Source organism: Roseibium sp. MMSF_3247, assembly GCF_030733765.1.
Classification (GTDB): domain Bacteria; phylum Pseudomonadota; class Alphaproteobacteria; order Rhizobiales; family Stappiaceae; genus Roseibium.
In genome coordinates, this window is the sequence record NZ_JASHII010000002.1 from 184,061 (window position 1) to 203,948 (window position 19,888).

General features: G+C 56.6%; 14 protein-coding genes. 10 read left to right on the plus strand and 4 right to left on the minus strand.

Annotated elements, in window-relative coordinates; genetic code table 11:
- Positions 1 to 192: 192 nt before the first annotated feature.
- Positions 193 to 1,194: a DUF2336 domain-containing protein gene (locus RBB44_RS06335; RefSeq protein ID WP_133950949.1), complete on the minus strand. Its 1,002-nt coding sequence runs from the start codon at positions 1,192 to 1,194 to the stop codon at positions 193 to 195.
- A gap of 104 nt (positions 1,195 to 1,298) precedes the next feature.
- Here RBB44_RS06335 and RBB44_RS06340 point away from each other — a divergent pair, with 104 nt between their 5' ends.
- From RBB44_RS06340 to RBB44_RS06360, 5 genes are all read left to right on the plus strand, one after another.
- A complete protein-coding gene (locus tag RBB44_RS06340; protein WP_306146551.1) occupies positions 1,299 to 1,961 on the plus strand; it encodes a glutathione S-transferase in 663 nt (220 codons plus the stop codon).
- Positions 1,962 to 2,142: 181 nt separating this feature from the next.
- Positions 2,143 to 3,672 (plus strand): Do family serine endopeptidase, encoded by a 1,530-nt coding sequence (locus tag RBB44_RS06345; RefSeq protein ID WP_306146552.1) that lies wholly within the window; start codon positions 2,143 to 2,145, stop codon positions 3,670 to 3,672.
- Between the two features lie 161 nt (positions 3,673 to 3,833).
- On the plus strand, positions 3,834 to 4,520 hold the full coding sequence (locus tag RBB44_RS06350) for a response regulator transcription factor (protein WP_008190545.1): 687 nt from the start codon (positions 3,834 to 3,836) through the stop codon (positions 4,518 to 4,520).
- Positions 4,504 to 5,961 (plus strand): HAMP domain-containing sensor histidine kinase, encoded by a 1,458-nt coding sequence (locus tag RBB44_RS06355; RefSeq protein WP_306146553.1) that lies wholly within the window; start codon positions 4,504 to 4,506, stop codon positions 5,959 to 5,961. Before RBB44_RS06350 ends, RBB44_RS06355 begins: the two co-directional genes overlap by 17 nt.
- 22 nt (positions 5,962 to 5,983) lie before the next feature.
- Positions 5,984 to 8,926, plus strand: a complete 2,943-nt coding sequence (locus RBB44_RS06360; RefSeq protein WP_306147304.1) for a bifunctional [glutamine synthetase] adenylyltransferase/[glutamine synthetase]-adenylyl-L-tyrosine phosphorylase — start codon at positions 5,984 to 5,986, stop codon at positions 8,924 to 8,926.
- A gap of 67 nt (positions 8,927 to 8,993) precedes the next feature.
- On the opposite strand, the gene RBB44_RS06365 is transcribed toward RBB44_RS06360, so the two are convergent.
- Positions 8,994 to 9,248, minus strand: a complete 255-nt coding sequence (locus tag RBB44_RS06365; protein WP_306146554.1) for a hypothetical protein — start codon at positions 9,246 to 9,248, stop codon at positions 8,994 to 8,996.
- A 124-nt stretch (positions 9,249 to 9,372) separates the two neighbouring features.
- Between RBB44_RS06365 and RBB44_RS06370 the strand changes: the two genes are divergently transcribed.
- Complete coding sequence (locus RBB44_RS06370) at positions 9,373 to 10,257, plus strand: alpha/beta fold hydrolase (RefSeq protein ID WP_306146555.1); 885 nt, start codon at positions 9,373 to 9,375, stop codon at positions 10,255 to 10,257.
- Between the two features lie 119 nt (positions 10,258 to 10,376).
- Here the strand turns inward: RBB44_RS06370 and RBB44_RS06375 are convergent, their stop codons facing one another.
- Together RBB44_RS06375 and pepN are read right to left on the minus strand one after the other, a co-directional pair.
- The gene (locus RBB44_RS06375) at positions 10,377 to 12,749 is read right to left on the minus strand and encodes a PAS domain-containing sensor histidine kinase (protein WP_306146557.1); all 2,373 of its coding nucleotides are present in this window, start codon (positions 12,747 to 12,749) and stop codon (positions 10,377 to 10,379) included.
- Between the two features lie 157 nt (positions 12,750 to 12,906).
- Positions 12,907 to 15,552: an aminopeptidase N gene (pepN, locus tag RBB44_RS06380; RefSeq protein WP_306146558.1), complete on the minus strand. Its 2,646-nt coding sequence runs from the start codon at positions 15,550 to 15,552 to the stop codon at positions 12,907 to 12,909.
- Positions 15,553 to 15,818: 266 nt separating this feature from the next.
- Between pepN and RBB44_RS06385 the strand changes: the two genes are divergently transcribed.
- The 4 genes from RBB44_RS06385 (at position 15,819) to RBB44_RS06400 (ending at position 19,884) form a co-directional block, all read left to right on the plus strand.
- Entirely contained in the window at positions 15,819 to 16,817 is a 999-nt protein-coding gene (locus RBB44_RS06385) for a hypothetical protein (protein WP_306146559.1), read from the plus strand.
- 248 nt (positions 16,818 to 17,065) lie between these two features.
- Positions 17,066 to 18,064 carry a hypothetical protein gene (locus RBB44_RS06390; RefSeq protein WP_306146560.1) on the plus strand — a complete coding sequence of 333 codons (999 nt, stop codon included), beginning with the start codon at positions 17,066 to 17,068 and terminating at the stop codon, positions 18,062 to 18,064.
- A 116-nt stretch (positions 18,065 to 18,180) separates the two neighbouring features.
- Positions 18,181 to 18,678, plus strand: a complete 498-nt coding sequence (locus RBB44_RS06395) for a class I SAM-dependent methyltransferase (protein ID WP_133950929.1) — start codon at positions 18,181 to 18,183, stop codon at positions 18,676 to 18,678.
- Between the two features lie 27 nt (positions 18,679 to 18,705).
- A complete protein-coding gene (locus RBB44_RS06400; protein ID WP_306146562.1) occupies positions 18,706 to 19,884 on the plus strand; it encodes a CaiB/BaiF CoA-transferase family protein in 1,179 nt (392 codons plus the stop codon).
- Positions 19,885 to 19,888 lie beyond the last annotated feature (4 nt).

Sequence of the window (19,888 nt, forward strand, 5' to 3'; positions counted from 1 at the left end):
TAGGATAAATACCGTGCCGTGAGTTTATAGAACGCTAAGGCGTCTAAGTAATCATGATAGTTGGTGGCTTAATTATAAATAACATTGAAATTAATTACGATCATCTATTGCTTGCGATCAAGCGGTAGAACCTAACCGTTCGGGTCCGGCCAATATAGATGCTCTGCAAAGGGATACAGGAACTGAAGCAGGTCAGGCAGCTTCGGCGCGTTCGGTCGCCTTGAGCTTGATTTTCATCAGGTTCAACAGCCGCCGGGCGTCGGTATCATCCAGCATGTGGTAGTTGGTCAGCCATTTGCTGCCGGTGCTCTCCGGAAACTTCAGGTGCTTGCAGCGTTCCTTGCAGATTGCCTGAAACTCCTTGGCCCCAAGGCCCGTTGCCCGGCAGATGGTCGCAATCCCGGTGCTGTCAAACCGGACCATCAGGTTGTGGACATACTTCATCTGCATGCCGGAGAAGAAAGAAAGCAGGGCGACCACATCGAAGAGATTGTGTTCCACACTGCACTGATAAACCGCTTTGTTGAGTGTGGTCTTGCCCATCTTGATGCCCATGACCCAGGCTTTCGGGCTGATTTTTGAGGGGCGGCGCTGCAGTTCGCTGCCAGCGGCAATTTCACCATCATCCTTGAAGAGATCTTCCAAAAGCTCTTCGTTGGACTTGCGCAGGTGGCGGATCCGGTCGCCCATCTGTTTGGGCATGTCTTTGACCAGCGCCTCAAACTCCGGCATCTCAATCTCTGCGCCAAGATTGCAGGCAACGGTTTGCTTGACGTCCTTGTCTCCACGCGAAATCAGGATCTTGGTCACGTCTTTACTGACGTGATCGCGTTTGGCGAGCGCGAGGAGAAAGTCCTGACCCTTGGTTTGGGCCAGTTTGACGATATCTGCTTCGGACAACGAGGTGGAGCGCTCAAGAACCGCCTGGGCGATCGGAATTTCCTCGTTTGCAAGCGCTGCGGCAAGTGTTGAGGACATGGCCGAGACGTCTGCCAGCTTGTCCGACATCTCTTGCTTGGCTTCATCGCCAAGAGACGTATAAACGCCTTCCAGCATGGAATTCAGCAACTTGGTCTCTTCGGAGGAGGTGGTAGCATCATCACGGGCCGCGAGCAGCCCGGTCATGTGAGCTGCCAACTCGTGCTTTTTCTGCGAGGAGCTTGCCTTTGCAAGTTTAAGAAGCGAATCGTCCATAACAAATCCTACCAACAGCAAATATTGCTGGAAGTTGTAAAAAAAGATCTAAGCAAGGCATTCCGCAAGGGCAGATGTGCGGGCTGCTTGACCGCGGAGAGCGGATGCGCGATGGGAACGTTATGACCGATCAGCCAATACTCTATTCTTTTCGGCGCTGCCCTTACGCGATGCGGGCAAGGCTCGCATTGACGTCCAGCGGATTGACCGTGGAATTGCGGGAAATTGTACTGCGCGACAAGGCACCCGAGTTCCTGGAAACATCTCCTTCTGCAACGGTCCCGTGCCTGAAGTTTGGTACGCAAGTGATTGATGAAAGCCTCGACATCATGGTCTGGGCATTGGAGCAATCTGACCCGGACAATTGGCTTGAACCGGAAACGGGGAGCCTGGATGAGATGCGTGCCTTGATCGCAACCTGCGACGGGCCGTTCAAAACCCACTTGGATCGCTACAAATACGATACGCGGTATGAAGATGCAGACAAGACATCAGAACGGTCCGCAGCGTCCGAGTTCCTGAAAGAGTTGGACCGTCGGCTTGATGGCTCCGCTTGGCTGTTTGGAGCGCAGCCTTGTTTGGCAGACTTTGCGATTCTGCCCTTCGTCAGACAGTTTGCGAATGCGGACCGCGACTGGTTCGATTCTCAAGACTGGGACAACCTGAAAACATGGCTGGTGACTTTCGAGAAATCCGACAGGTTCGCGGCCATCATGCCGAAGTTTTCCAAGTGGGAAAACAGCGATGCGCCGATCCTTTTTCCTTGATTCATCAGAGATTTAAGCCGTTACCCGGCTGAGCAACTGGAAACCTTACAAAAACGTAATCCATCTGACAGGCGCCTGTAAGGGAGCCTTTCCTATCTTCAGTTTCGACCAGGAAACGCACGTCCCCGCGTGGTCCTGAATGAATTGACCTCCAGTCAAACTGTCGAAAAAGGAAGAATAGATGGAAAATCGTCGGTCAAGCTCCCCTTTGCGGTCTCGCCGCGCCAAACTGCTGGCCGGTGCAGTCGTACTCGGTGCGGCCGGTCTCATGACCGTGCAGACCATTGTGCCGGCGCAACTGGCACAAGCAACGCCAGTCCGGATCGATAACGCCGCACCTGCCGATTTCTCTGATGTCGTCGGAGCCGTGAGTCCGGCTGTTGTCAGTGTGCAGGTCAAGCAGGCTGCAGAGCCGCGGATGATGAATTTCAACGGCGGCAACAACTTCCGTGACTTCTTCGAGGATCTGCCGAACGGTCATCCGTTCGAGCGTTTCTTCCGTGACTTCGGCGAACGTGGCGGAGAAGACGGCCGGCCGCAACGCCGCGCGCCGCGCCAATACGGCATGTCCCAGGGGTCCGGCTTCTTTATCTCCGCGGATGGATTTGTTGTGACCAACCAGCACGTGATCGACAAGGGCACTGAATTCACAGTGATCGACCACGAAGGTGAAGAGTATGACGCTGTCCTGATCGGCGCTGACAAGCGCACGGATCTTGCACTTCTGAAAATCGAAAGCGGCAAGGACTTCACCTATGTCGACTTTGCCGATGAGGCACCAGAAGTCGGCGAGTGGACCGTTGCCATCGGCAACCCGTTCGGTCTCGGTGGATCCGTAACCGCAGGTATCGTATCGGCACGTGGCCGTGACATCGGCGCAGGTCCGTATGACGACTTCATCCAGATCGATGCTCCGGTGAACCGTGGCAACTCCGGTGGACCGGCGTTCAACATGAACGGTGAGGTTATCGGCGTGAACGCTGCGATCTTCTCGCCGTCCGGCGGCAACGTTGGCATCGCATTCGCTATCCCGGCCTCCACGGCTCAGGATGTCATCATGGAACTGAAGGACGGTGGCACGGTCGTGCGCGGCTGGCTCGGTGTTCAGATCCAAAATGTGACCGATGACATTGCCGAAAGCCTTGGTCTTGATGAAGCGCACGGTGCGATCGTTTCTGAAGCACAGGAAGGCAGCCCCGCGGCCAAGGCAGGTCTTAGGTCCGGTGACACGATCCTGGAAGTAGAAGGCGCGAAGGTCGATGGTCCGCGTGATCTATCCAAGATCATTGCCGCCTACGACCCGGACACCACGGTGGAAATCACCGTTTGGCGCGATGGCAGGGAGCAGGACATCGATGTGACCCTCGGTCGCCTGCAAGATCAGCAGCAAGCTGCTGCCCAGCCGGAAGCTGTGGAACCTGAAAACACCAGCCTGGACGACATGGGTCTTGTCCTGACGTCCAAGGCAGATGCGGGCCTTGAAGGCAGTGGCGTCCTGATCGCTGACATTGATCCGGATAGTCCGGCCGCTGAGAAGCGCCTCAGCCGCGGTGATGTGATCCTTGAAGTTGCCGGCATGCCGGTCAACTCGCCGGAAGACGTCATCAAGGCGGTGAAGAAGGCGGAAGAAGATGGCCGCAAGGCAGTCTTGTTCCGGGTCGAAAGCAACGACAACACCCGGTTTGTGGCTCTGCCCATGAACCTGGCCTGATCAGGGCCGGTCCTGCACCGGCATCTGAGAGCAAGACCGGTCTGCCCTCTGCCCCCAACCCCGACGGGTCGGTCTTGCGAATTGATGGCTGGCAACAGTGTTCACATCCGCATTGTTGCCAGCCCTTTTCTTTATCCTCTCACTCGCGGTAAAAGAGAGCCATGTTGCAGATTCTTGTGATTGAAGACGACCACGAAGCAGCCAACTACCTTGCCAAGGGTTTGAGCGAGCTGGGTCACAGGGCGGACAAGGCGGACGACGGCGAGACCGGCCTGCAAATGGCGCTTGATCGCGACTACGACATCTTGATCGTTGATCGCATGTTGCCCAAACGTGATGGCCTCGCCGTGATCGAAGAACTGCGCAAAAGCGGCAATCATACGCCGGTCCTGATCCTGTCAGCGCTCGGTCAGGTTGATGACCGCGTCACCGGCTTGAAGGCCGGTGGAGATGATTATCTGCCAAAGCCCTATGCTTTCACAGAATTGCAGGCGCGCGTCGAAGCGTTGGCACGGCGTCCGAAGTCTGCCAGCCAGGTGGAGACCACCTACACGGTCGGTGACCTGACGCTGGACCGTATGGCCCATTCCTGCCGCCGCGGTGACATGGAAATCCCGCTACAGCCACGCGAGTTCCGTTTGCTGGAATATCTGATGCAGCACGCGGGCCAGGTTGTGACCCGGACAATGCTTCTGGAGAATGTCTGGGAGTATCATTTCGATCCTCAGACCAACGTCATCGACGTCCACATTTCGCGTCTGCGCGGCAAGATCGACAAAGGGTTCGACGTACCGCTGCTCCACACGATCCGCGGTGCCGGATACACAATCCGTGACACGGCTCACTAGGTTTACCCGGACAACAGCATTCAAGCTGTCACTGCTGTACATCGCAGTGTTCACGCTGTTGTCGGGCTTTCTGCTTGTCTACATTTCCGAAAATACAGACCACCTGATGTCGGAACAGGTGGTTCAGACCATCGACGCCGAGCTCAAGGGCTTGTCGGATATCTATGTTCGCGGCGGTGTGCGCGATCTGGTGGAGACCATCGACCGGCGGTCGCGCCATCCAGATGCCAGCCTCTACCTTCTTGTTGATTTTGCAGGCAATGCCCTGGTTGGCAACATCGCCCGCCTTCCAACAACTGTTCTGGAAGAGGCCGACGGCGGTATCCGCCGGGTTCACTACACCCGCCTCGGGCAAGACAGCCCGGACACGCAGCGCCAGGCAATGGTCCGGACCTTTGAGTTGCGCGGCGGATTTCGTCTGCTGGTCGGTCGTGACCTTGGCGAACAACTTCGGTTTTCTCATCTTCTCGGCAATGCACTTCGCCTGTGGCTGATTGTCGTCGTCGCCATGGGTGCGATTACGTGGCTTTTTGTCAGCCGGCGCGTGATGAAGCGGATCGACGAAATCTCCGACACCAGCCGAACGATTATGACCGGCGATCTGACCGGACGATTGCCGATTGCCGGCAATGATGATGAGTTTGACCGGTTGGCCGTCAGCTTGAACACGATGCTCGACCGGATCGAGCTTCTAATGCGGTCCATGAAGGATGTGACCGACAACATCGCCCATGATCTTAAGACGCCGCTCACACGCTTGCAGACCCGCGTGGAGACAGCCTTGCGCCAAGCGGAAGGGCAGAACTGCTACAAAGAGGCCCTTGAAGAAACGCTCAGTGAAACTGACCACTTGCTGAGGATCTTCAACGCACTTTTGCGGATCGCCCGGATCGAATCCATGGCGCCTGGAGAGGTCATGGAGCGGACTGATATCAACAACCTTGTCAATGAAGTCTCCGAGCTCTACGAGCCGCTGGTTGAAGATGAAGGGGGCGTGTTGGAGACCCAAGTATCCGACGGTCTCGAAGCCATCTGCCAAAAAGATCTGGTGTTCCAGGGGCTGGTCAACCTGATCGAGAATGCCCTGAAGTACGGATGCCCGAAGGATGGAGAGTTCCGGATCAGGATTTCTGCTGAAGAGCATGAGAGCCGTGTGGTGTTGAGTGTCTCCGACACAGGTCCCGGTATCCCGGAAAAGGATCAGGATCGGGTCAAAGACCGGTTTGTCCGTCTTGATGAAAGCCGCTCGGAGCCCGGAACTGGTTTGGGATTGAGCTTGGTCAAGGCCGTTGCCCGCTTGCATGGTGGAGAGTTGCAGCTCACAAATGGGGACCCGGGCCTTGTCGCCCGGATCGATCTTACCCGGGCCAAACCGGGAAGCAGCGGGAGCAGCAATGGGCACGGCGGAAAATCAGACGGGGCAGAGCCAAAACCGGAATGAGCCGGGGCAAGACCAGCCGCTTATGGCGCGGATTTCGATCATTCCGCCCGTTGCAGACCCTGATCACGCGCAGCTTTTCCTGAACGATATCCTTGCCCAGCCCGAGGCCGGCGCAGATGTGAAAGCGCTGCTTGAGGACAAGCCCGATCTTGCGCAGCTGCTGCTTGGCGTCATCGGAAACTCGCCGTATTTGCGAGACCTGATGACGGCCAATGCCGCACGATTGCTGAGCATCCTCACCGATTCACCTGAACGACGGCTCGCAGATTTGCTGGAAACAGCGCAGGAAACGACCGCCGAAGACGAGGCGGGGATCACGCGGGCGCTTCGCCTGTTGAAACAGGATCTGGCCTTGACGCTGGGACTGGCTGACATCGGCGGCGCCATAGATCTTGATCAGGTAACTCATGCACTTGCAGGCTTTGCAGATGCAGCGCTGACCGCTTCAATCCGGTTCTGCCTGAATGACTTGACCCGCCGCGGCAAGTTTGAGCCTAAGGATCCGGAGAAACCGGAGATCGACTCAGGCCTGATTGTGCTCGCCATGGGCAAGCATGGTGCAAATGAGCTGAACTACTCCTCCGACATTGACCTCATTGTGCTGTACGAGCCGGACAAAGCGCCAATGGCTGGATCCACCGAAGCCCCGGTAGAGTTTGTGCGGCTGACCCGGCGTCTGGTGAAAATCATGCAGGACCGGACGGCGGATGGGTACGTGTTCCGCACAGACCTGCGTTTACGGCCGGACCCGGGGGCCACACCGCTCGCCATGTCGGTTCCCGCAGCTCTTGTCTATTACGAGTCGCTTGGCCAGAACTGGGAGCGCGCGGCGCTAATCAAGGCGCGGCCTTGTGCTGGCGATATCCCGGCTGGCGAGGCGTTTTTGAAAGAAATCGTGCCCTTCATCTGGCGCAAATATCTCGACTTTGCAGCGATTGCCGACGTGCAATCGATCAAGCGCCAGATCCACATGCACAAGGGCCATGGCGCAATTGCGGTTGCTGGCCATAACGTCAAACTTGGCCGTGGCGGCATTCGCGAGGTCGAGTTCTTTGTTCAGACCCAGCAGTTGATCGCCGGTGGGCGCAATCCGGAGCTTCGCGGACGCCGGACCCTCGACATGTTGCAAGGGCTGACCCAGGCCGACTGGATCCGCCCAAAGGCACGGGACGAGCTCACCAGCGCCTACCGGTTTTTAAGGACCGTCGAACACCGCATCCAGATGCTAAATGACGAGCAGACCCAGCTTTTGCCCAAAGATATCGAAGGTTTGACCCGGATCGCGTCCTTGATGGGATACGACACGCTGGAGGCGTTCAAAACGGATCTGTTGGGTCATTTCCAAAACGTTCAGCATCACTATGCGGAGCTGTTTGAAGATGAGCCAGGGCTCTCGTCCGAGACAGGCAACCTGGTGTTTACAGGCGATGACCATGATCCGGACACGCTTGAAACCCTGTCGAAGCTTGGCTTCCAGCAGCCAGCGGAAGCTGCCGCCATCGTCAAGGCGTGGCATTTCGGGCGGTATCCGTGCACTCGCTCGACAAAGGCCCGCGAACGTCTGACAGAGATGCATCCGGCCTTGTTGACTGCTCTTGCTGCCACAGACAACGCGGACGCAGCGCTCCGGGCTTTTGACAGTTTTATGGCCAAACTGCCGGCCGGGGTGCAGCTGTTCTCACTTCTGCGCTCCAATCCGCAACTCCTCACGCTGCTGGCGACAACCATGGGCGCGGCGCCGCGGATGGCGGACACGGTGTCCAAACGGGTGCATGTCTTGGACGCGGTTCTGGATCCGGCATTTTTTGGTGCCATGCCAAGTGTTGACGAGTTCCGCTCCGGATTGGACCGGACACTGTCACAGTCGCAGTTCTATGAAGAGGCTCTTGATCGGGCCCGCATCTTCGCGCAGGAGCAGCAGTTCCTCATCGGTCTGCGATTGATCTCCGACACGCTATCTGCGGACCGGGTCGGTTTTGCGCTCGCTCGTCTTGCTGAGGTCGTGGTCGACCGGATCATGACGCAAGTAATCGCCCATGTTGGCGAGACCCATGGAACCGTGCCTGGCGGGGAGGTGGCTGTTCTTGCCATGGGCAAGCTCGGCGGTCGTGAAATGACTGCGGCTTCTGATCTGGACCTGATCCTGCTTTATGAAGCCCCTGAGGACGTCAAACAGTCTGACGGAAAACGGCCGCTTGCCATCAGCCAGTATTACACGCGCCTGACCCAGCGGCTGGTCACGGCCTTATCCGCGCCAACAGCAGAAGGGTCCCTCTACGAAGTTGATTTCCGCCTGCGCCCATCCGGCAATGCGGGACCGCTTGCCACCAATCTGGACGGCTTCATTGCCTATCAGGAAAAGGATGCCTGGACCTGGGAACACATGGCTTTGACACGAGGGCGGGTGATCGCGTCGACGTCCGATGCTTTCAGGCAAAAGATCCAGGATAGCATTTGCGGGACATTGGTTCAGCCGAGAGACCTGAAAAGCCTGGCCGATGATGTCCGCTCGATGCGGGCGAAAATTGAAAAGGAAAAAGGAACCAAGGACATCTGGGACTTGAAACAGGTCGCCGGCGGTCTGGTCGATATTGAGTTCATCGCGCAATTCCTGCAGCTCGCAAATGCACATGAGAGCCGAAGTGTTCTGGCTCAAGGAACCGAACAGGCTTTGGAGAACTTGCGGGACAGCGGCTTTCTGGAAAGTGGAGATGCCGGAAACCTTCTGGAGGCCTTGCGGCTCTATCACCGCCTAACCCAGGTTCTGCGGTTGGCTTTGTCTGGAAAATTTGTTCCTGCCGATGCCCCGCGCGGTGTGCTCGATCTACTGCTTCAGGCTTCGGGCAGTCCGGCGTTTGAGCGCCTGGAGGCTGAGTTGAATGAGATGCAGCAAGGTGTCCGGGCCATCTTTGAACGGCTTGTTGGCCCGGTCGAAATCATCGAGGCCGCGCCAACATCGCAGTAAGTAAATGCCCCTTTGCCGTGATCGCTGGTCATACGCTGCGCTCAAAGGCAAAGGGGCCAAAATGGTTTTATCCGCGGCCTGCGTTCATGCCGCCGTCGTGTTCTTGACCGAAGAAAGTGCCGCCCAGCTGGCCGCCGGTGCTCGAATTTTCCGCGACTTTCTTGATGCGCTCGGCTTCTTTTTTGATCTCAGCTTCGCGTTTTTCACGGTCTGTCATCATGTCTCCTTTCAGTTTCATGAACGAAATAAACGCGCGAAGCCGAACTTCGTTCCAAAGAAATCCAGGATGTGGCCTGTAGATGCCCTTAAGTGGTGGTTTCATCTGGTGCACTTAAGGCTTGTTTGCGTGTGCGCGCTCGTGTAGGGACAGCATCGTCCGGCGGCCTCAGTCTCAGCGCGCATTTAAAAATTTGCGCGACCCATTTGTATTTCCCGGAGTATATCAATTGACTTTCCCGACATCTGACGCGATCCGCAATCCGGAGCGCACAGCGAAGCTTTCTTTGCAAAACGGCCGTGGACTGGCCTGGTCCGAGTGGGGGCCGGAGACCGGGCAGCCAGTTCTATTCATCTCAGGGGCCGGAACTGCTGGATCGCTTGGCTTTGGTGCTGACTGTCTCGATGAACTGAACATTCGCCTGATCGCTCCCGACCGGCCGGGCCTTGGCGGCTCTGACCCGGATCCCGGCAAAACCCTGCAAAGTGTGGCTGATGATTTTGCCGACCTGATCGGACATCTCGGCGTTGGTGCAATCCCTGTTGCCGCCGTCTCGCAGGGCGTGCCTTTCGCTCTGGCGCTCGCGGCCGGTGGGCCGGTCAGCCGGCTGGCGGTGGTCTCCGGGCAGGACGAACTGTCCATGCCGGAGTTTTTCAATGGTTTGCCCGACCAGCTTCAGAAGATGGTCCGGGATGCCAAGCACAAACCCAAGGCATTGATCACAATGCTCGAAGGCTTTGCCGATCCGGATAGCTTTCTGGAGTTCATCATCTCAACCAGCTCCGAGTTGGATCAGGCGGTCTATTCGTCCGAACCGTTTCACTCGGCCTTTAAATCCGCTCTGGAACACGGGTTTGCGCAAGGGCCGACCGGCTACGCCCTTGATACGGTTGCCGCGATGGGACCATGGGCATTCACTTGGGACGCAATCACCTGTCCGGTGGATCTCTGGTATGGCGGCAAGGATGCAAGCCCGGTGCACTCGCCAGACGGTGGAGCGCTAATGGCATCCCGCCTCAAGTATGCGAACCGGTATTTCTTTGAGGACGAGGGCGGTTCACTGCTCTGGACGCGATCACGGGACATTCTCAAAGCGCTCGTTTCGAAACAATAGCCGGCCGAGCCGCTGGCAAAAACCTGGAGCCGCAGAGACAAACACGCTCTGCGGCCGTATCTTGCGGATAATCGGGCTGTTTCGTTGGCAGCCCAGGCTGGAAGATCCAAGGTCTTGGATCAGGCAGACTGCGCGATCTGAGTGTTGTCGGTGCGGGCCAGCGGCAGCGAAAAGCTGACAATCGTCCCTTTCTTGACCTCAGATTCAATGTCAAGTTTTCCGCCATGCAGCTCAACCAGAGACCGGGCAATTGCAAGTCCGAGGCCGGATCCCTGGTGGGTCTTGGTGAACTGGTTTTCCACCTGAACAAACGGCTTGGCCAACCGCTCGATATCGCGCTCTGAAATGCCAATCCCGGTATCAGCCACTTCAAACCGGACCCTGTCGCCGCGCGGACGGGCCTTCAAGGTGACAGTCCCATTGTCCGGCGTGAATTTGACGGCATTGGCGAGGAGGTTGAGGAGCACCTGTTTCAGTGCGCGTTTGTCGACATCGACGTGCAGATTGTCGGCAACGTCTGCAGAGATCACGATGTTCTTTTCCGAAGCGGCGCCCGTGATGATCCGCGCTGCGTCTTCCGCAGCCTCGCTGGCGTTGACCACTTCGGTTTCGATCGACATCCGGCCGGCTTCGATCTTCGACATGTCGAGGATGTCGTTGATCACGTTCAAAAGGTAGGTGCCGGAGGAATAGATGTCCTTGCAATAATCGGCGTACCGATCTGTGCCGAGCGGACCAAACATTTCCTGCGTCATGATATCGGAAAAGCCGATGATGGCGTTCAGCGGTGTCCGCAGCTCGTGAGAGATATTGGCGAGGAATTCAGACTTTGCCTGGTTGGCCGCTTCTGCGCGTGTCTTTTCTTCCTGATACTTCTCGGCCATTTCGGAGAGCTGGCGCGTCTGGACTTCCAGGATCTTGCGGGAGCGCTGCAGGTCTGTGACCGTTGCTTTCAGGCGTTTCTCAGATTCCGTCAGGCGCTCTTCGTGCTTTTTCAGCGCGGTGATGTCGGTGCCCACAGACACGAAGCCGCCGTCCTTGGTCCGGCGTTCCGAGATTTGCAGCCAGCGTCCATCTTCCAGCTGAGCTTCATAAGATCCTTCCGGTCCGCCCTGACGCTTGCTGAGTTGGACCGGCTGCGGAGAAGCTGGCCCATTTTCAGCTGCGGCCAGAACATCCTTGTAAGGGGTTCCCGGCTTGACGGCGCTCGGCGGCAGATTGTGCAAAGACTGATAGTTGGAGTTGCAAATCACCAATTCGTTGCGGGTGTTCCACAGAACAAACGCCTCGGAGATTGTCTCGATCGCATCGCGCAGGCGTAGGTCTGCCATCTGGCTTTGCTCTGCAAGTAAATGCTGTTCGGTTATGTCGAGGCAGATGCCGATAAGGTGCGGTTCGGCCCGGCCTGGATCGACCTGGATTTCGCCGCGTGCCCGCAGCCAAATCCAGCTGCCGTCAGAGTGGCGCATGCGGAATGTTTCGTCGACCAGCGTTTCACCGCTCTCCAGCAGGTGTTCGGCAAGCCCGAGAAGGTCGATGTCATCCGGGTGCGTCAGGTCTGAGACTTCCGAAAAGCTCAAGATGTCATCCTTGGGCTCCCGACCGAGGAGTTCATAAAGGGACGAAGACCAGAACATGCGGCCGCGCGAGAGATCCCAATCGAAGAGACCGCAGCGGCCGTGGGTGAGGGCAGTGTCTATGCGGGCCCGTGTCGCCGCATAGTTCTCGTCGGCCTGTTCGGCGCGCGAGGCCTGGCTGAAGAATCCGTAAATAATGGCCAGAAGCACCAGCGATACGCCGACATACAAGGTGACATTCGCAGAAAGTGAACCGCGCCAGTCTGCGAACACGACCGTCTCTGGCTGCAAGACCGCAATCATGCCGAGCTGACCGTCGAGATGGCGAACGGTTGCAAGCACGGGTTCCGAACCGTCACGGCCGGTCAGGTTCACCGGAATGGACAGAACGCCTGCGCGTTCGCCGAAAACTGTCAGAGGTTGCGCCGGACCTAGGAGGTCGGTCAGCGGGCGGCCCTCCAGAGAAGGTTGGAGCGGTGCGGACGCTGCGATGTTGCCGTTCGTGTCTGAGATCAGGAAGATGCGGCCCTTGCTGGTCGCGCCTGTGGGCAGGCTGTCTGCAAGGATGCGCTTCAGTGTGGTTCGGTAGCCCGCCGCCGGAAGGTCTTTCCCGGAAGCATTGAGCGGTGCTGCGACAACCGAAGCCATGAGGCTGAGGGTGGTCTCCGCGTCTGTGCGGGCGGCTTCATGTTGCCCGACAAGTTCGCCTGTCCGATACATGGCAAGAAAAACGAGAAACAGGATGGCGAGAGCCGGGATCAGCCGCCGCATCATGCTGTCAGAGCGTTCAAGGTGGTTATGGGCGGAAGACACGAAGTTGCGCCAGAGCGCTCTTTGTACGCCTGCGCTGGTTTTACGTCCTGAATCCTTAGCGCTGCGCCGCCCGGTAGCGGAGCCCGCAAATGCTCTTGACATAGGAAGTGTGCCTCAATTCCGCCGCTCCGAAGCCGAGCTCCGAATCACTTCCATTTGAATCAAATCGTCAGTATTTGTCTAGAGTCACAGAAGAAGAAAATGGTTAACAAGGCGCGCTTTTACCTGAGCTCTTGTTAACGTTTCCAAATATAGCAACTTACTGCAATGTCCTGTCGACAATGTCCCGGCAGTCTCTCGACAGTTCTTCGCTTGAAGAAACCCTCAAGAGGGCAGATTCAGCAAGGGTTGATCTCCGGCCTTCCAAAGCTCTCCAGGAGCGGAAGCTTGTCAGTAATCGCGAGGCGACCTGCGGATTTCTTTTGTCAATCTCCAGAACTGATTCGGCAATAAGCATGAAACCCTTGCCGTCCGCGCGTGAGAACTGTGTCGGGTTCCCGGTGGCAAAGGAGTGCAGCACGGCGCGGACACGGTTCGGATTGCTGGGCTCATAAAGCGGATCGGCGATCAAGTCCTGAACCACTTGGAGCGTGTCGTCGCGCGGGGCTGTCGCGCGTGCGGCGAACCATTTGTCCATGGCAAGGGCGCTGCTCTCATGGCGGGTGCGGAATGCCTGAAGGGCCTCCATTGCGCCTTCGAAGCCGTGGTGCACGAGTAAGGTCAGCGCCATGATCCGGTCGGTCATGTTGTTGGCGTTATTAAACCGGTCATTGACCAGGGCAACGGCATCCGGGTTGCTTGAGTGAGCATGATAGTGCAGGGCCCGGTTGGACAGAGCGCGCTGTCCTGCTGACGATGCATCCGGAGAGAAGTCGCTGTCTTGGGCGTAATCCCGCGCCAGCGGCAGCAGGAGGGGTTGCAGCGCATCCGCGATTTCCGCAATCAAGCCGGATCGGGCGGTGTGAATAGCATCCGGATCAACGTTGTTGCCGATCTCCTGGGCAGTGTCTGTTTCGCTTGGCAACGTCAGCGCCTGGGCTTTGAGCGCAGGATCGAGACGGTCATCCTCCAGCACGGTTTGCAGAACGGCAACAAGATCTGCAGCGCTTGCGAAATCCGTGTTGCGGCGGACAGCTTCAGTACGCGCAAGAAGGGTCTTTGTGGCCAGCGTCTGAACGGTCTGCCAGCGATTGTAGGGGTCGCTGTCGTGCTTTGCCAGGAACGCTAAGTCGTCAGCTGACTGGTCGTGGGTCAGGCGGACCGGAGCAGAGAAGCCGCGCAACAGGGAGACCTTCGGGGCATCAGGCACATTTTGAAAGGTGATCGTTTGCGTCGGTTTTTTAAGCAGAATAATGTCGCCAACGACATCTTTTCCATCTGCCGTCGAGACCTCAAGATCCTGACCATTGGGTCCAAGAAGGCCAAATCTCAGCGGGATCACGGCCGCCTTTGCCGATTTTTGTCCCGGTAATGGCGGGATCTCCTGAGAGAGGGTCAGCGTGAAGCTTTTGTTGTCTGGATTGTGGGCGGTTTTGACAGACACGGTCGGTGTGCCGGCCTGTTCGTACCAGAGTGAAAACTGCTCAAGATCGGTGCCAGTGGCATCTTCGAAACACTTCAAGAATGCTTCGATCGTGGTGGCTTCGCCATCGTGCCGGTCGAAGTACATGTCCAATCCGGACCGGAAGCCGTCGTCGCCGAGCAGCGTTTGCAGCATCCGGACGACTTCGGCGCCTTTTTCATAGACCGTCGCGGTGTAGAAGTTGTTGATTTCCTGATAAGACCGCGGCCTCACCGGATGGGCTAGCGGGCCAGCATCTTCAGGAAACTGGTGCATCTTCAAGAGTTTTACGTCCGCGATCCGTTTGACCGGACGCGAGCGCATGTCGGCAGAAAACTCCTGGTCCCGGAAAACGGTGAGGCCTTCCTTCAGGCAAAGCTGGAACCAGTCCCGGCAGGTGATCCGGTTGCCGGTCCAGTTGTGAAAGTACTCGTGGGCGATCACGGCCTCGATGTTGGCGTAATCCTGATCGGTGGCCGTATCCGGATCGGCAAGCACGTACTTGTCGTTGAAAATGTTGAGGCCCTTGTTCTCCATCGCGCCCATGTTGAAGTCCGACACGGCAACGATGTTGAAGACATCCAGATCATATTCGCGGCCGAAAGCCTCCTCATCCCAGCGCATGGATCGTTTGAGCGAATCCATGGCCCAGTCGCAAAGCGCTTCCTTGCCATGTTCAACGAAGATGTTGAGCTCGATCGGGTTGCCGGACGCGGTGGTAAAGCTGTCCGTGATCTTTGCCAGGTCCCCGGCCACCAGAGCAAACAGATAGGCCGGTTTGGGGTGGGGATCGTGCCAGACGGCAAAATGCCGATCGGTGCCCGCAACCAAGCCAGTCTCGATTAGGTTTCCATTTGAAAGCAGGATCGGACACGCATCGCGCGGGGCTTCCAGCCGGACTGTGTAGGCACTGAGGACATCCGGGCGGTCCGCAAAATAGGTAATACGACGGAATCCATCAGCTTCACATTGCGTGCAGTAGGTCCCGGATGACCTGTAGAGCCCCATCAACTGCGTGTTCGCATCCGGATTGAGTTCGGTGGTTATGGTCAGTGTGAATGCGTCACCAGTTGGCGGTGTCAGTTCAAGCGCAGAAGGTGTTACGTCGTACGCGTTGCTTGGCAGAGTTTGCCCGTCAACTGCGATCGACAGCAGTTTGAGGTTATCGCCATCCAGGATGAGAGGCGTTCCGGGTTTCGTATCCGGTTGTCGGGCGATTTTGAGCTCAGAAACGACCTTGGTGGCCGTGGGATCCAGGAGAACATTGAGGTTCGCGGTTTCAATGCGATAGGCCGGCGGCTGGTAGTCTTCCAGCTTGATGAGTGTCGGCGTTTCAGATGGCATTCATGTCTCCGCGTACGTCTCTGCCGGATCGGGAAGTTCAATATGCTCCCTTGCAACGTTCGCTCACGTTCGTCAATCGTCCGGCTTTGGCTCGACACTGGATGATGTGTGTTCTATGTGCTAGTGTTTTAAAATAGTTAAGTAAAATCAATTGTTTCAATGTTGTTCTGAAGTCGATTGCGGTTTGCGGAACAATATGGGATTGCCGACGTGACGATCTCCGTGCCATCGTTTCCGCGGGTTGATCCTTTGCTGGGAGGTGTGTGGTGTCAGACGAAAACACAAACGATTCAGGATCTGACTCAAAGATCGATTACAACACCAAGCACGTCTACTTTTACCTGCCCAAAGTGCCGACAGAGGATGGGGAAGTTGCCGACAACATCGACCTTGGGGCGATGTTACGCCTCGGTGGGTACTGCGATCTGGAGCAGCAAGCTCATAAGCTTCCGGCAGACGAGCTACATTACTACCCTCAAAAATACATCGATACGCAAGGGGCTGGCAGCGAAAACATCTTCAAGAAATCCGCCGGCAGCAGCACCGAGTCCAGCCACGGCATTCTAATGGCCTGTGACGGGCATTTTCTTTTGAAAGCTGCCGAAAAGATGTTCGTCGAAACCGGGGACCACCATCTGCAGGTCAATGGCGATTACGAGCACGACACCACCGGCAGCGTGAATGTTCAGTCCGGCGATATCATGACCTTGAAGAGCGGCGCCAACAAGAAGCTGACGCTCAACGCAGGCGACAAAACCGGCGATATGGAATTGCTCGCCAACAACAAGACAGAAACGGTGCAGGGCGACAACAACAATAATACGTCCGGCAACAAAACCGACTCTACGAAAGGAAACAACACGATCACCACGTGGGGGCTGACGATGACCTACAGTCTCGACGTGGCTTATTCCGCGTTTGCAGCGGGGCAGATCGTTACGTCCTCCTGGGGGCTCCAGCTTTATCTCGCCACCCTCGTCAAGGTTTATCCGGTTTCCGAAGTTGTACTTGCCGGCATGCGGTTTCAGGCAACTGGTCTGAACATGGCAAGTGTCCAGACCCAGGTTGGTTATAAGGCATTGTCGGTCGAAAGCCGTATCGCTAACCTGCGAAGTGATCTGACGAAACTCGATGGTATCGGAATGAAGATCCAGCAAACCGACCTGGAGGAGTCAGACCACATTCTCAAAGTCCGATCGGAAATCGCCCGGGTGAACAGCGGCGAAGTGGAAGCGAGCACGAAGGGTGTTGTGGTCTTCGTATAATTCAGGTTTCCCCATGAGAACATTTGAGACCTGTGCTTAGCTTGGCTTCATTGGTGCTGCCTGAAGCTCACTCCTGTCGTGTAGAAGTTGGGTTCGAACCTAGTTCGTTCTCAATTTTAGGTGGTCAAGCCAGTTGCGTTCTATCCAAGCTGAATGCAGACAATAGCAGTATTTAATCGACCGATTGCTCGCACAACGATGCCTGTGCCATCGTCTCGGTGGGCTGTATCTAAGCTGGGAGGCATGCGGTGTCTGACGGAAACACAAACGATTCAGGATCTGACTCAAAGGTCGATTACAACACCAAGCACGTCTATTTTTATCTGCCGAAAGTGCCGACGGAAGATGGTGAAGTCCCGGACAATATCGACCTTGGGGCGATGTTGCGGCTGGGCGGATATTGCGACTTGGAGCAGCAAGCCCAGAATGTCCCTTCAGATCAACAACATTATTATCCGCAAAAACACATCGAATCTCAGGGCGCGGGTAGTGAAAACATTTTCAAAAAATCAGCGGGGAGCAGCGATCAGTCCAGTCATGGCATTCTGATGGCCTGTGACGGGCATTTCCTTCTGAAGGCCGCAGAAAAGATGTTCGTCGAAACCGGGGATCATCATCTTCAAGTCAATGGAGATTATGAGCACGAAACAACTGGCAGCGTGAACGTTCAGTCCGGCGATATCATGAGCCTCAAGAGCGGCACCAACAAGACACTGACGCTCAATGCAGGCGACAAGACCGGCAACATGGAATTGCTCGCCAACAATAAGACGGAAACGGTGCAAGGAAACCGCACCACAACAACATCGGGAGATAATTCCGACACCACATCCGGTAATGACAGCAAGATCACATGGGGGTTCACAAAGAAGATCAATGGCGGTGTCAACTGGACTGCGTTCATCGAAGGGCAGCTGGTCACGGCTACATGGGGTCTTCAGGTTTATTTGGGAACACTCATAAAGGTCTATCCGGTTTCCGAAGTCGTGCTGGCCGGGATGCGGTTTCAGGCGACCGGTCTTAATGTAGCAAGTGTTCAGACCCAGGTTGGTTATAAGGCATTGTCCGCTGACACCTTCGCGGCAAAGGTCAGTAACGTTCTTACTGGCTTGGTCGATCAGCAGATTCGGATCACTCAGGCGACGTTAACAACGCAGCAGCGAGCAGTGCAGGCCAACGTGGATGAGCTTCAAGCCAGGCAAGTCGAAATGGACGCGAACATGGTCGGTGTCATCGCTTTCCTTTGAGCCTCTCGATCCGGCCCAGGGCGCCTGGCCGTTTTCAAGTCTGCCCGTTCAGCTTTGACCTCGCTCGCCTGCCGGTCTATGCAGTGCAAACACTTTGCACAGTCAGGACTTTTTGCATGAGCCGCTTGGACAGTTTTATCCGCCGGATGACCTCTCAGAAGATCATTCTTGAGTACCTTGTCGACAAGGTGAACGAGGTTGAAGGGCCCATTTTGGAACTGGGTCTGGGCAACGGCCGGACATACGATCACTTGCGGGAAATCTATCCGAACAAGGAAATTTTCGTTTTCGATCATGCATTGACGTGTCATCCGAGCTGCGCGCCGGATGCAGAGCACATGATCCAGGGCGACATTCGGGACACGCTGGCGTTCTGCGGGCCACGAGTTGGCGGCAAGGCATCTTTTGCGCATATTGATATTGGATCCGGTGATCCGACGACAGATCTGGCGACCGTTCATTGGCTCGCGCCGATGATTGACGAGCGCATGGCGGTCGGCGGCTATATCCTGACAGGTCTGGAACTGAAGCTGCCAAATTTCGAGTATTTGCCGAACCCAGAGGGGATCAAGGCGGACCGGAACTTTATCTACCGCAAGACTTCTGAAGCTTAAAAACAGCGGACATCAAGGACATGCCAAATGACTGCGCCGCTTAAAGGCATCAAAGTCGTCGAACTGGCCCGGATTTTGGCGGGGCCGTGGATTGGTCAGACGCTTGCGGATCTCGGCGCCGACGTCATCAAGGTTGAAGCCCCGCAGGGCGACGACACGCGTGGCTGGGGCCCGCCGTTCCTGAGCACTGAAGACGGTGAGCCGAGCGATGCGGCTTACTTTCATTCCTGCAACCGTGGCAAGCGCTCGATCACGGTCGATTTCCGGACCGAGGAAGGCCGGGAAGTTGTCCGCAAACTCGTAGCAGATGCGGACATCTTGGTCGAAAATTTCAAGGTTGGCGGACTGGCCAAATACGGCCTTGATTATGAGAGCCTGTCAGAGGTCAATCCGAAGCTGATCTATTGTTCCGTAACCGGCTTTGGTCAGGACGGACCTTACGCCCACCGTGCCGGATATGACTTCATGATCCAGGGCATGGGCGGCATAATGGACCTCACCGGCGATCCGGATGGGTCCCCGCAAAAGATCGGCGTTGCCTTCGCTGACATCTTTACCGGCCTTTACGGTGTGATCGGCGTGTTGGCCGCGCTCCGACGCCGCGATGAGACCGGGGAGGGCGAATGGGTCGACATGGCGCTTTTGGACGCCCAGGTCGGTGTTCTGGCAAACCAGGCGCTCAACTATTTCGTGACTGGGAAAACCCCAAAGCGGCTGGGCAATGCGCACCCCAACATTGTGCCGTATCAGGTCTTTCCTGCCAGTGATGGCCACCTCATCATCGCGGTGGGCAATGACGGGCAATACAAGCGCCTGTGCGGTGTGCTCGGCCGTCCGGAGCTTGCCGACGATCCAAAGTTTGCAACGAATGCCGCACGGGTTGCGTCCAGAACGGAACTGGTAGCAATCCTGACGGAAGAGACCGCGAAGCGGGCGCGGGACGATCTCCTCGCGGCTTTGGAAATGGAGGGTGTTCCAGCCGGTCCGATCAACTCGGTGCAAGACGTCTTTGAAGACAAGCAAGTCAATCACCGGGAGATGAAAGTCGACCTGCCTGCAACGGATGTGGATGGCGGATCTGTGACATCAGTCCGGACACCAATCCGGTTCAAGAACGGGTCGCTTGTCCTTGAGCGGGCGGCACCCGCACTTGGTGAACACACCGCCGAGATCCTGGCTGAGCTTGGTTTGACGGACAAAGGCTGATCTT